This is a genomic window from Haladaptatus pallidirubidus, assembly GCF_020700235.1.
Lineage (GTDB): Archaea > Halobacteriota > Halobacteria > Halobacteriales > Haladaptataceae > Haladaptatus > Haladaptatus pallidirubidus.
On sequence record NZ_CP085301.1, the window covers coordinates 3,343,525 to 3,356,513 of the forward strand.

A 12,989-nucleotide genomic window follows, 5' to 3' on the forward strand; every position below is an offset into this window, starting at 1 on the left:
GAAATCACCCTATCCGCCCCACTCGCCGCTCATGTCTCCGGTGATTTGCTCGCGCCACATGTCGTACTCGGTTCTGCACGACGAATTCGTTCGCACGTGAGCGATGAATCCCCATCCGCCGTCTTCGAGGGTGGCATCGCAGAACGGACACTGTTCCGGATTCGTCCACGAATTCGCCCGCACAGATTGTGCTTCGTACGACATACACCGCACTACAACGACATCCTATAAAATATTTCGGGATATAATAGACATTCGGTCATAATATATGCGTGTCAATACTCACAGCATAACGAATACTGCACGACGGCGTCCGTTCGTCTATTTTTCACCCGGCGTTCCGCAGTCATCGGATTGAAGGCGGGTTTCCGCGTCGTTAGTCACATGAAAGCGTTCGCACCGGGAAGCGTAACGGCGGTGTTCGCACCGACCGAATCGGGCGACGAATCGAGAGGCGCGAGCATGGCAATCGAGGACGGTATCGTCGCCAACGTACAGACCGCCGACGAAACAAAAATCGTTCTCGACGGCGATGGCACCGACTTCGAACCAGTCGAAAGCGTTCTCGGCAAACTCGATGTTACAGCGCGGGTCGAACTCGACGCCGACATCCCCATCGGTTGCGGGTTCGGCGCGAGCGGTGCGGCGACGCTCGCAACCGCGATTTCGGCGAACGAAACGTTCGAACTTGGCTATTCGCACGACGAATTGGTCGGATTTTCGCACGTCGCGGAAGTCGAAGCGGGCACCGGACTGGGTGACGTGTTCATCCAGTCCGCGGGCGGCCTGTTGATGGACGACGGATCGGGGCGAAAACGGTGGGAACCGACCGACGCCGTGGAGTACGTGTCGTTCGGCGGGATATCCACGAGCGACGCCCTCGGCGACGAGGAACTCATGGCCCGCGTCCGAACCGTCGGTGGGCGAGTTCTCACCTCGTTTCCCGACGAACCGTCGCTGGAGCGTGTGGTTCGCGATTCGTGGGAGTTCGCCCGCGAACTCGAACTGCCGACGGGACGGGTTCGGGAAACCGTCTTCGAAGTGGAATCGGAAGGCGGCGTGGCGAGCATGGCGATGCTCGGCGAAACCGTGTTCGCCGTCGGCGTGGAGGACGTCCTTCCCAACAGAACGACGATATCACACGAAGGATCACGTATTCTATAGATACGTAAGTTCATATATCAGATCAACAGTTAGTACCAACTATGGAGTACGAAATCACCAACGGGCCGAGCAACGCGGTACTTACGTTCGAACTCGATGCGGACGAACACGTCGAAGCGAAAACCGGTGCGATGGTGAGCAGAAGTGCGACCATGGCCGCCGACACGGAGATCGCGGGCAGGGAGGGAATCACGGGGATGCTCTCGCGGGCCATCAGCGACGAACAAGAGATGATTACGAACACGTTCACGGCGGAAGTAGACGGCGCGCAGGTTACTCTCGCGCCGGATACGCCGGGCGACATCGTTCCCATCGACCTCGCCGAGACCGGACGCATCAAAGCCCAGTCGGGGTCGGCACTGGCGTGGACACCCGAGGTAGAGCACGAAACCGCGCTCAACAACGCGGGGAACTTCTTCTCGTCCAGCGAATTGACTGTGCTCGGACTCAAAGGGGACGGTATCGCCTTCCTCTCGTCCTACGGGTCGATTTACAGCGCCGACATCAGCGACGACGACCCGCTCATCGTGGACGAAGACCACCTCGTCGCGTGGACGGATGGACTCGACCTTACGCGGGAGCGCGACGGCGGTATAAAATCCTCGTTTTTGGGCGGGGAAGGCCGAGTGACTCGGTTTTCCGGCGAGGGAACCGCGTGGCTTCAGACCCGCGACCCGCTCGTGTTTATGAACGGCCTTTCGAACGAGAACTGAACCATCGCTGCTGCCGTCGTCTTTTTGCTGTTCGCTGGCTTGTGTCTATCAGTCATGACCGATTCGGCCACGAGTACCGACGGCGCAACTGCGGACTCCAACGACTCACACCACGAACGCAGTCGGTGGCCGGTCGTCTCGGCAGTCGGGGCCGGCGTGCTGTACGCCGGCGTCGCGCTTTTCCTGTTGGGATTGGCGACCGACGTCTTCCCGGAGAGTGCTGGTTTCGCGATTGCGATAGTCGGAATCGGTGCGTTCGTCGCCGGACTCGTCGGATGGCTCAATCAAGCGTATCTCGCGAGATACTGGCGGAGGCAGGCGAGCGATCGAAAGCGTCGGGCGTACCGAGCGACGATGGTGCTGTTTTTGGTGACGGACGTGGCGACGTTCAGCGCGGGATTCACCTACTACTTTTTCGTCCGTATCGGCGGCTGGCCACCCCAGAACCTTCCCGACGTGTTAACTTCGCTGGTGCTCGTCAACACCGGCCTGCTCGTCCTCAGTAGTTTCACGCTCCACTTTTCACACGCGGCGCTCGAAAACGACCGCCGGAACCGGTTTCTCGCGTTGTTGGGGCTGACGATTCTCCTCGGAGTCGCGTTCGTCGCGGGGCAGATTTTCGAATACTACGAATTCGCCGTTGGTGAAGGATTCACACTCACCTCCGGGATTTTCGCGAGCGCCTTTTATGGTCTCACCGGGCTCCACGGTCTGCACGTCGCACTCGGCGTCCTCCTGCTGGGAATCGTCTTCTGGCGGGGTAGACGCGGCCAGTACGATTCCGATCGGGACACGTCGATTACCACGGTTTCGTACTACTGGCATTTCGTCGATGTTGTCTGGATATTCCTCGTTCTCGTGCTGTACGTGGGTGCCGAGATAACGGTGTGAGTTCGAGAACTATCGGGACGTTCGACCGGCCCGCTCCTCGCGTTCGAGCAATTTTCGATAGAGCGGCGGCGTCAGAATCCCGAGAATTCCGAGCAGGATTGAGACGACACCCAACGGGAACAAAAGCGGGTCGACCGAGAGACACGAGTTCGCCGATGAAATCGTCGCATACCGCACGATTCCGTCTGATGTGACGAGGACGCCGCGTCGGAAGACGTCACGGTGGGCGAACCGCCCGCGCACGTCGGCGACACCTCTGGGGCTTTGGACGGCCTCCTCGAACGCCCGTCGCTCCGCCGGAGTCAGTTCTGCGACGGCGAATCTATCGAGCGCCGGTTGTTCCGGACTCGCCCCTGTGTACTGACCCGTTTCCGCAGGCGAGTAGACGACGATGGTCGGATTTCCGCACAGTCCCAACTCGGATTGCGCAACGGCGTATCCGCCGAGGGTGCCGCCAGCGATGCCGACCGCGACGAGGAGGGTTCCGAGGAACGGCGCGCCGTACGTTAGGATGACCGAACCGTCGGTTCGGTCGTCCGGCAAGGGACTGGTGTATCGTTCGTCCCCGCTCATCCTTCGACCTGCCAGCGTGTACTAAGGTATTCGAACGTGACAGCCAACCCGAACCCGTAGAACCAGTGGGCGATGAGGACGAACACGACGTAGGCGACGAATTGCAAGTCCGTCTGCCCCGTGTAGAACGCGAGCGCGAACCCGACCGAAATGATGGTCGCGAAGGTCAGTCCGGTGATGATTCGCGGACGTCCCGGCAGGTATTCCGCGAAGACGGCGAACAGGAGCGCCCACGTCGTCATGCCCCCCGCGAGAAAGAGGAGATACCCGACGGCGACACCCCTCATGCCGACGAGTTCCGCGAGTTCGGAAAACGACGAGAGGTCGAACGCGCCCAAAACGGTGGCTGTGAACAGAACGCCGGACATGAGCATCGTTCCGACCAGTCCGCCGGTTCCGGCGGCGAGGGCGACGCGCGGAATCGTGGTTAGCAGCGGTTCGACGGTTCGGAGAACCGTCGGACTCCCCTCGCCGGGAACGGTCGTCGAGGACGCGCGCGTCGTTTCGGGTTCGGTCGGCTCGATGCCGTACCGTTCTTCCAATCGTCGTTCGAACCACTGCCATTCGCGGGTAAACTGCTGCGTTCGTTTCAAGCCCCACACGTCCGCGGCCTGTACCGGCGTTCCGCTCCAGAACGACCAGAGCATGTTGTAGAGCCACAACAGGACGCTCAGGCCAATGAGAAACGCGCCGACGGTTGCGATTCGCTGGAACGAAGCGAACTCGGGCGGGTAGAGTGCAAGGCGTCGCGGCAGGGTTAGCAACCCCATAAGAATCAACGCTCCGAAGGTCAGCACGGAGCCAAACACCAACAGGACGGATTGAAACAGCGCGAGTTGGCGGTCGTACAGCCGTCCAGTCAGAATCGGATACCAGTAGTAACTCGCCGCAATCATCATGAACGGGATGATGCCCATGACGATGAAATGGAAGTGACCGACGACGTAGTACGTCCCGTGATAGTAGATGTCCACCGGAATCGTCGCGAGAAATACGCCCGTCACTCCGCCGATGACGAAGGTGCCGATACTGCTGACACAGAGCACCATCGGGGCGGTCAGTCTGACGTTCCCCGACCAGATGGTCGTTATCCAGTTAAACACCTTGATAGCGCTCGGAACGGCGATGGCGATGGAAACGGCCATGAAACTCGCACGGAGTCGCGGGTCGATGCCGGTGGCGAACATGTGGTGGGCCCAGACGCCGAACGAGAGGACGCCGATGGCGAGCGTAGAGTAGACGATGAATTTAAATCCGAACAGCTTTCGCCCCGCGAATTTCGGGAGAATAAAGCTCATCAGCCCCGCCGCCGGGAGGAAGATGATGTACACCTCGGGGTGGCCGAAAAACCAGAACAGGTGTTGCCAGAGTATCGGATCACCGCCCTCCGGCGTGAAAAACGTCGTTCCGAAGTTACGGTCGAGTAGAAGCATGACGAGCGCGCTTCCCAGCAAGGGAAACGCGAACAGGATGAGGCCGCTCGTCGTAAGGATGTTCCAGACGAAGATGTCCAAGTTTTCCCATCCGACGTTCTCCCCGCGTTCGTAGACGATGGTGACGATGAAGTTGATTGCGCCGAGCGTCGTCGCGATTCCGGAGAGGTGTAAGCCGAGGATGAGGAAGTTGACCTGCGGGTTCGGCGATTGTATCGAAAGCGGGGTGTAGAGCGTCCAACCGAGTTCGGGTTCCCTGAGCGTCCAAAAGAACTGAAAGAGGTCGCCCTGAACGCCGAAGAGATGAAACAGTTGGCCGATGACCTGCGCGGGAAGTCCCCCCCGAGCGAGAAGCAGGGAGGGCGGGAGGAGCCAAAATCCGATGGCGTTGAGTCGTGGAAACGCCATGTCGTCGGCGTCGATGAGGAGCGGCACGAAGTAGTTCGCGATGCCGAAGAAAACCGGCGTTACGAAGAAAAACAGCATCGTGACGCCGTGGGCCGTAAAGAGCGCGTTGTAGGTTTCAGAAGACCAGATGTCCGCGTTCGGCGTGAGCAGTTCGGTGCGCATCATCATCGCGTCCGTCCCGCCCCAGAGCGCTGCGAAGGTTCCGAACAGGATGTAGAGTATCCCGATTTCCCGGTGATTCGTGGTGGTCGTCCAATGGATGACGGTTCGTTTGAGCGTCCCGAAATCCACGTTCAACTCGCGCCGCGACCGGTAGCCGCCGTCCGGTGTCGTAGCGTGTTTTCGGGAGAGCCAGAAGACGAACCAACAGGCACAGAGTACCGACCCGAGAACGGTCAGTTCGACCACTGCCCGGTTCACGAATGGTATCCTCCAGTCATCGACGGTGCTCCAGCGATGCGCTCGAACCCGTTCACTCCCCGTTTCACTCCCCGCCCCTCGTACATGCGTACATACTCGCGTCGGGAGCCATCACGATAAAGCCGCAGGCCGAGCTGAATGAATTCCCTTCTGACACGTAATCCAGCGTGCGATAAACTATATCCGACCGTCAGTTGACTCCGGTACAATGCGACTTCGTCGCGGATGGGCGTTCGCCTTTTGCGTGGTCGGAATCGCCGCCATCGAACCAGCGACGGCACAGTCGGTCAACAAACGTCTCATCGACCAGCTGAACTTCCAACTCATCTACGTGGCGCTCCCGCTGACGCTGTTCGTCGAAGTCATCCTCATCTACGCGGTCGTCCGATTTCGGAACAACGACGACCCGCTTCCGACGGCCGAAGATCCGGCCCTCGAAATCACGTGGACGATTGCGACCGCCATCATCCTCCTGTTCGTGGGGCTCGCGGCGTACACGGTTCTCACCAGTCCGTACATCACGCCGAACCAACCCGGCGGCCAAATGAACCAGATGGCCGCAGGCAGCGCTGACAATTCATCTGCGTCGAACACGGTGACCGTGGACGCGCTCGCCTATCAGTGGGGATGGCAGTTCCGGTATTCGGCGACGAATCGAACCACGCAGGACGAACTCGTGATTCCGGCGAACACCGAGGTGTACGTCCAGATGACATCGGCCGATGTCATCCACTCATTGTTCGTCCCGGAACTGGGCGTCAAACAGGACGTGTTTCCCAGTCGAACGACGGTCATCCACACGCGAGTGTACGAACCCGGAACGTATCGCGGCTACTGCACCGAGTTCTGTGGCACAGGCCACGCGCGGATGAAAACGACGATACGGGTACTTCCGCGGGCCGAATATCGACAGTGGCTTCAAGGGAACGCGACCGCGCGGACTGGTAGTGAAACCCGAGGCAGTAACGTCAATTCGGCCGTCCAGGAGAGTTCGGCCCTACGGACGAGTGCGAGCGTCGAAAAGTAAAATTCGTTTAGTTGCCGTTCGAGAGTTCGACGTTCTCCAAGGTGAGTCCGACCTCATCGACGGTGATCTCGATTCGGCAGATTTCGTAGGTTTTCCCGTCTATCGACAGCGTCAGTCCCTCGATGGTCGTCGTGGACTCTTCTACGGTGTAACTCCGGTCTTCGATGGTCATATCCGGTAGCCCCGGCCCTTCGAGGGTCGTGTCGGAGACGGTTATCGTCGCGTCCTGGATGGTTATCTCTTGACTGCCGATTTCGTGAGTGCCGTCCGACGCCTGTCCGTCTGCGAGCGCTACGCTCGTCCCGCCAGCGAGGAGCAGGACGGTGATCAGTATGCTTGCGGTGAGCTGTCTGGGTGTTAGTCGCATTTTACACGTATTCCATTCGTCGGAGAGGGGAAAAACAGCAGAGATAGTTGAAGGTGGTTCGTCCGAATTGTCGTTAGTTTATTTCGTGCTAAAATAATATATGGAAACCCACAAATACCGTTGGAATTGTTTTTCCGCTCCCTGATACGGTTTCAATTTTTGTAAAAATAGGGGTTTGGCTGTGTTAGTTGTCGAACCGTTTCTCTTCGTCGTAGGGCGGCCCAGACGTGCAGTAGGCGGTACCTACACCACTGTTTCCCGTCGATTACTCATCTTCCTTCCACTCTCCCGGTTCCGCACCGTGAAACTCCCCTTTGGCCTCCCGACTTTGCCGCCAGAACGTGAGAAGCATGATGGCGCAGTAGAAGATGCCGACCGCGACAACGACCGTTTCTCCCGGTACGCCGGGCACCGACGCCGTTTCGTGCCACGTTTCTTCCGGAACGAAGACGGTTATCCGAAACAGCCACGCCACGCCGAGGAGGGAAAAGAGGGGAAAGTAAACTCGCTTGAGCCGCCGTGAGAGCGCCTCTCTGTACGATACTTTGAGCATCGGATTTCGAAGGTCGTCGCCGATTTCTTTGCGCCAGTGCTTGAGTGGCGTCTCCGTCGGATCGAACGCGTTCGCGTACACGTTCTCCTCGATGAGGCGAACGCGAGCGCGAATCGCATCGTACATTCGATACCGGCGCACGTCGAACACGAGAAACATCGAGAGAGCCACCATCCCGATGAGCAGTAGGTAGGGGGAGGAGTCGACGCTCTCGAACGCGAGCGCGAGAATCGCCGTGACGAGGGCGATAGCCCAATCGACGGTGAGGTCGAGTCGGTCGAGAAACTTCCCCGAATGCGAAACTTCGCCTCGGTAGTAGTGCGGGACGAGCGAAAGGAATTCCTCGCGGTTGTCCGCGGCGTCCGCTGCGACCTCCCGTGCATCTCTTTGGGTCGAATCGAACTCATCCGAATCTGGTGCAGTCATCACAGACCATAGACTCTCCAGCGTGAAAACGGTATTATTCACCAACACTTCTTAGCAGACGTACCACAACGAAACGTAAACGGACGGCGGGCACAGTCGGGCGAGTGCGTTCCACGTGCCACCTCTTTACGGTGGTTTACAGATAGCCGCGGTATCCACAGGACGTGCAGTGGAGGTAATCCGACGACCGAAAGAGGACTCCATTACTGCATTCGGCACAGATTCCTTCGTACGCGTCGGATTCGCCGCTGTTCGACCGAGATTCCTCCCGAATCAGTTCGAGCGTCGATAGCTTTTCTCGGTGCTGTTCGACTTCCCGCCGGAGGGTTTCTATTTCCTCGACTAACCGACTGCGTCGCTTCCCCATCAGTGGCCCATCCATCGAAATCACCTACAGTGTACGTAGGGGTCGGAAGTATTTAGACTGGCCGTACCGGTTCATCGCGCTATCTCAATAATCGCTGACGGTCCTTCGGTGTTGGAAAGTTGGTTTGGAAAATTGGCATATTATCAATACGTACGTGGAACAGGAACGACGTTCGAAGGATACATCCCATTCACGAATTCGAGGAAAGAGTAAAAGCCGGTGGAGGGATTTGAACCCTCGGCCTATTCCTTACGAAGGAATCGCTCTAGCCAGTCTGAGCTACACCGGCCCGATGTAGCTTACTGCAATACAACGTAGACACCACGGAGTGCATAAGGGTTGCGAAATGCCCGTGGGCTCCCGAGTTAATCCATCACGGACTACCGCGTTAATCGCACGTCCAAGCAGACGTTCAGTTCGTGCGGCGCGTACGACCGCACCTCCCGGCGCGTTTCGACCGACACGTCGTACTCGGGTTCCGCTACCGCGCGAATCGCGTTTTCGCCAGGGCCGAACGGGTCGTCTTCGTGCTGAATGTCGTAGTAGTGGACGACGCAATCATCGCCCGCGAGCGCGACTGCGGTGTCGAGGAACTCCCCTGCGCTGTGCGGGAGGTTCATCACGAGGCGGTCAGCCCAGTTTTCGTATTCCGAAGTTGTCTCCCGAACGTCGCCGGAAATCGCCGTTATCCGGTCTTCGACGCCGTTTCTGCGCGCGTTTTCCCGAAGGTAGTCGATCGCCACGTCGTTTACGTCGGTGCCGACGACCTGCGCTCCGCGCTTTGCGAAGGGGATGACGAACGGGCCGACACCCGCGAACATGTCGAACGCCCGTTCGTCGGCGGCGACTTGCTCCGCGACGCGGTGACGCTCGGTCGCGAGCCGAGGAGAGAAGTACACCCGCGCAACGTCGAGCGAGAACACACAGCCGTACTCGCGGTGAACCGTTTCTGTCTGCTCACCCACGAGCACATCCCAGTCGCGGACGCGGGTTTGGCCTTTGACTTTCGACGCACGGTTGAGCACGGTTTTGACGGGAAGTTCGGACGCCACGATTGCATCGGCGATTTTCCGCGCTCGCGCCGAGTCGTCCTCGTCGATGAGGACGATGTCACCGAGCCGTTCGTAGCTTGGGTCGAATCCGAGGATGTCGGCGGGCGTATCCGGCGTCTGGCGGGTCGGTACGTCGCGTTCGACGACCTCAAAACCGTCCGGAACCGCGTCGGCGTCAGAGACCGGAACGTAGAGCCACCCGTCTTCGACCTCGATTTCGAGGTCGTCCGGTATCAGGTCGGATTCCGCGAGTTCGCGGCGCGTCGCCTCGCCGCGTTCCCGTTCGACGCGCACGCAGGGCGCTTTCATACTTGTTCCTTGCCCGAAGCGGGCGTTAACGCTGACGCTTCGGGTCGCGTCGTTTAAGCGTCCGACCTCCCAAGGGCGGATATGCTCACCTTTATCGGTCTCGGCCTGTACGACGAGCGTTCCATCACCGTCGAAGGCCGCGATGCGATCGCCGACGCGGACGACCTGTTCGCCGAATTCTACACCAGCAAACTCATCGGCGCGGACGTGACCGACCTCGAAGCGTTTCACGGGAAGGAAATCGACGTCAGAGACCGCGCCGGTGTCGAACAGGACCCTGAAGTAATCCTCTCTGCCGCGGAGTCCGATCACGCCGTCTTCCTCACCGCCGGCGACACCATGATTTCCACCACGCACGTCGACCTCCGTCTGCGCGCCGAAGAGCGCGGCATCGACACGAGAGTAATCCACGCCCCGACCGCGGAATCCGCCGCGAGCGGTCTCACCGGTCTCCAGAACTATCGCTTCGGGAAGGCAACCACGCTCCCGTTCGATTACGCACACGGCGCGGACGGCCTCCCGGCCAGCGTGACGACCGTGCTGGACGACAACCGTCAGCGCGGCCTCCACACGCTCGTCTACCTCGATATCAAAGTCGGCTGGAACCCGTCCGGCAAAGGAGACGCCGACGCGGAGGACGAGTACATGACCGCCGATGTCGCCGCGGAGATGCTCGCCGACGGTTACGAGGATGTTCTCGCCGTCGTCGTCGCCCGTGCGGGCAGTCCCGACCCGCTGGTCGAAGCCGACCGACTATCGGAACTCGCGGAGCGCGACTTCGGCGACCCGCTCCACCTGCTCGTCGTTCCGGGCGACCTGCACCACATTGAAGTGGACGCCCTCGAATCGCTCGTGGGCGCGCCGGGCGACCTCCTGACCGTCGAGTAGCCAATTTTTCGGATTTCGTAAAATAGCGTCGTCGCGGGTTTCGATGACTAACCGTTTTCGTCGAATCGCCGTTTACGCCGAACTGCCGTTTTCGCGTCGAACAATCGCGGGTTCTGTATCGTTCGATAGCGCCGTCGCTCACCGGTTGAGTGCGCGAAAAAAGGAATTAGTTATTCGAAGTCGGACTGCGTGTCCGATTTAGTTCTCTCGGCGGAGCGCGAGGAGCGCAGCGGCGAGGAGTGCGACAACGGAGATTGCGACACCGAAGCCGGGCTGACCTTCATCGTTGGTCGTGGTTTCGGTTTCTTCGGTCGTCGTGGTTTCCTCGGTGGTCGTTTCCTCGGAGGTCGTCGTCGTCGTGGTCGTCGTCGTTGGGTCGTCTTCACCAGCGTCCTGGTTCAGGACACCGTCAACAGTGACCGACTCTGCGCCATCAGCGGAAGCGGTGACGCTGAATTCGGTGTTGTTGTCGTATTCGCTGAAGTCGAACATGCTCGAGAAGGAACCGTCCTCCGTGACCGTAACGTCCTGGTTCTTGAAGAAGATACCCGAGGAACGGGCCTGGACGTTCACCGACGTACCGGGTGCGAGGTTGGTCGTACCCGAGATGGACTGGTTGTTCGAGTTCGGAACCTCAACGTTGTTGCCTTCGTTCAGGTCGAGAGTAGCTTCTTCGACGGTGAACGTGGTCGAGACGGACTGCTTCTCGTCGGGCGAGACTGCGTAGTTCTCGTCAACGGAGAAGGTAGCCGTCCAGTCACCCATGAGGTCTTCCTTGCCGATTTCGTCGAGGTTGTCGGTTTCGATGATGAGGTAGAGCGACTCGTTTGCGCCGTCATCAAGCATCTTGACACCTGCGTCGGTGGTGTTGAACGAGTCTGCTTCCGTGTTCGGTTCGGGGTTGTCCTCTTCGACATTCACCGAGAGACCGTCCACGTCGTCAAGGTTATCTGCCCCCGTGAGAGCACCGTAGATACCCGAAGTATCCTTAATCTGGACAACGACCTTGTCACCGAACGCGACGTTGCTTCGCTGGGTGATGAGGTCCGTCAGTTCGGACGGGGTTTCCGCACCTTCGTCGGGCGAAACCCACGTCTGTGCGCTACCGGTGTTGCGCGGTTCGACGGAGAGCGAGCTCACGTCGTCCGGGTTTTCGTCGTTCGTGTAGACTTCCAGCTCGTAGACAGTTTCACCCGAAGTGACTGCGAGCGGTTCGCTGAGGTTGTTGGAGTTCCACGATGCGGAGACACTATCTTCGCTGTCTTCACCTGCGTAGATGACTTTCGAAGAATCGTTGTTGGTCGTTTCGTACGTGTTCACCCAGAAGGTGACCTCGCCGTCGTCGTCGCCGTCGGTGACGTCAACGGACATGTTGAAGTTCGCCTCGTCGCTACCGACGATGGCCGTGGCCGAGTCGGTGTTCTCGAGGTTCACCGTGACCGGCACGATGTCACCGCGCGGAACGCTGTAGACGCTGTTTCCAAAGCTGGACGATGCGGAGCCACCTTCTTCAACGGTAATTTCGAACGTCTGGGACGCCGACGTGTCGTCAACGCTGACGGTCACGTTGTACGTGCCAGGCGAGAGGTCGTGCTCGCTGAAGTCGACATCGAACGTGTGTACTCCGTCGCCTTCCTCGTGCATTCCCGAAACCGATTTAATGGCTTCCTCTTCGTCGTCAGTGATGTCTTCCGAGTAGACGCTGACGTCAAAGTTCTCACGGTTCGAGTCATCGACGGTGAAGGTGACCGTTTGGTCACTGCTGTCGTCCATGATGGTCGTCGAGTCGGCGCTCACCTTGAACGTCTGTTTGACGACTTGGAAGGTGACCGTCGTGTTACCAGCCGAGAGCTGGTAGAATCCAGTCTCGAGTTCGGTGGTGTCGATGTGGAAGCCGTTCTCGTCCGCGGTGTACGAGTCGACGAATCCGTCATCGCCTTCTTTTCCTTCGGAGAGCGTTACTTCGGTACCATTCGAATATTGGTCAACAAGACCGTTCTGGCCTTGGTACACGACGGAGTTGTCCGTAATTGTCTTGTCGTGCTGGGATGCCACAGCTGAACCTGCGAACGCGGTTGCGCCGGCGAAGACCGACATAACCAGTAGCGCCGTGAGGAACAGGCTGCGAACTTTTGTCATATTTCCTGTCATGCTTTCTCGTTAGTTGTTTCTTGGTCGGCGACAGTTCCTTTCCCACGACCACTTTCGTGTTTTGTCCAACTCGGAACCGAACCGGGATGAACGTGGTACTTCATCTGCCACCATGGGTAGGGGGTACAGAAAGAACGTGATGCCGTTGTTATATATGCTTTGTGGTCTGGAAACGGCGAGTCATCCCCTTACACCCGCGAATTTGAGGAGTACTGGTTTCGGCAGGGATTCAATGGAAAGATAAGCA

General features: G+C 58.9%; 13 protein-coding genes and 1 tRNA gene. 5 read left to right on the forward strand and 9 right to left on the reverse strand.

Translation table 11 applies throughout. The features are described 5' to 3' along the window. Positions 1–9 precede the first annotated feature (9 nt). Entirely contained in the window at positions 10–204 is a 195-nt protein-coding gene (locus LIX15_RS17995; protein WP_227774770.1) for a DUF7501 family protein, read from the reverse strand. Positions 205–384: 180 nt separating this feature from the next. Here LIX15_RS17995 and LIX15_RS18000 point away from each other — a divergent pair, with 180 nt between their 5' ends. From LIX15_RS18000 to LIX15_RS18010, 3 genes are read left to right on the forward strand one after another with little or no spacing between them, the layout of a single operon-like run. Beyond that, positions 385–1,164 (forward strand): pantoate kinase, encoded by a 780-nt coding sequence (locus tag LIX15_RS18000; protein ID WP_227774771.1) that lies wholly within the window; start codon positions 385–387, stop codon positions 1,162–1,164. Positions 1,165–1,205: 41 nt separating this feature from the next. Continuing rightward, positions 1,206–1,877: a TIGR00266 family protein gene (locus LIX15_RS18005; RefSeq protein WP_227774772.1), complete on the forward strand. Its 672-nt coding sequence runs from the start codon at positions 1,206–1,208 to the stop codon at positions 1,875–1,877. A gap of 54 nt (positions 1,878–1,931) precedes the next feature. Beyond that, on the forward strand, positions 1,932–2,768 hold the full coding sequence (locus LIX15_RS18010) for a cytochrome c oxidase subunit 3 (RefSeq protein WP_227774773.1): 837 nt from the start codon (positions 1,932–1,934) through the stop codon (positions 2,766–2,768). Between the two features lie 9 nt (positions 2,769–2,777). On the opposite strand, the gene LIX15_RS18015 is transcribed toward LIX15_RS18010, so the two are convergent. Both LIX15_RS18015 and LIX15_RS18020 read right to left on the reverse strand, forming a co-directional pair. Then, positions 2,778–3,341, reverse strand: coding sequence for a DUF7979 domain-containing protein (locus LIX15_RS18015; RefSeq protein WP_227774774.1), 564 nt, complete (start codon positions 3,339–3,341; stop codon positions 2,778–2,780). Continuing rightward, a complete protein-coding gene (locus LIX15_RS18020; RefSeq protein ID WP_227774775.1) occupies positions 3,338–5,602 on the reverse strand; it encodes a DUF6789 family protein in 2,265 nt (754 codons plus the stop codon). Before LIX15_RS18020 ends, LIX15_RS18015 begins: the two co-directional genes overlap by 4 nt. A gap of 208 nt (positions 5,603–5,810) precedes the next feature. Between LIX15_RS18020 and coxB the strand changes: the two genes are divergently transcribed. After that, positions 5,811–6,629: a cytochrome c oxidase subunit II gene (gene coxB / locus LIX15_RS18025; RefSeq protein WP_227774776.1), complete on the forward strand. Its 819-nt coding sequence runs from the start codon at positions 5,811–5,813 to the stop codon at positions 6,627–6,629. A 7-nt stretch (positions 6,630–6,636) separates the two neighbouring features. Here the strand turns inward: coxB and LIX15_RS18030 are convergent, their stop codons facing one another. The 5 genes from LIX15_RS18030 to LIX15_RS18050 all read right to left on the reverse strand — a co-directional run bounded on the left by LIX15_RS18030 (position 6,637) and on the right by LIX15_RS18050 (position 9,703). Further along, positions 6,637–6,996: a hypothetical protein gene (locus LIX15_RS18030; RefSeq protein WP_227774777.1), complete on the reverse strand. Its 360-nt coding sequence runs from the start codon at positions 6,994–6,996 to the stop codon at positions 6,637–6,639. A 265-nt stretch (positions 6,997–7,261) separates the two neighbouring features. Continuing rightward, positions 7,262–7,975, reverse strand: coding sequence for a DUF2270 domain-containing protein (locus LIX15_RS18035; protein WP_227774778.1), 714 nt, complete (start codon positions 7,973–7,975; stop codon positions 7,262–7,264). 136 nt (positions 7,976–8,111) lie between these two features. Further along, positions 8,112–8,357 (reverse strand): hypothetical protein, encoded by a 246-nt coding sequence (locus LIX15_RS18040; RefSeq protein WP_227774779.1) that lies wholly within the window; start codon positions 8,355–8,357, stop codon positions 8,112–8,114. A gap of 199 nt (positions 8,358–8,556) precedes the next feature. Then, positions 8,557–8,631: transfer RNA gene (locus tag LIX15_RS18045), tRNA-Thr, on the reverse strand. Between the two features lie 91 nt (positions 8,632–8,722). Then, positions 8,723–9,703: a class I SAM-dependent methyltransferase gene (locus LIX15_RS18050; RefSeq protein WP_227774780.1), complete on the reverse strand. Its 981-nt coding sequence runs from the start codon at positions 9,701–9,703 to the stop codon at positions 8,723–8,725. Positions 9,704–9,784: 81 nt separating this feature from the next. Between LIX15_RS18050 and dph5 the strand changes: the two genes are divergently transcribed. Next, positions 9,785–10,591: a diphthine synthase gene (gene dph5 / locus LIX15_RS18055; RefSeq protein ID WP_227774781.1), complete on the forward strand. Its 807-nt coding sequence runs from the start codon at positions 9,785–9,787 to the stop codon at positions 10,589–10,591. 198 nt (positions 10,592–10,789) lie between these two features. Here dph5 and LIX15_RS18060 read toward each other — a convergent pair whose 3' ends face one another. Continuing rightward, complete coding sequence (locus tag LIX15_RS18060) at positions 10,790–12,730, reverse strand: BGTF surface domain-containing protein (protein ID WP_227774782.1); 1,941 nt, start codon at positions 12,728–12,730, stop codon at positions 10,790–10,792. Between the last annotated feature and the right edge of the window lie 259 nt (positions 12,731–12,989).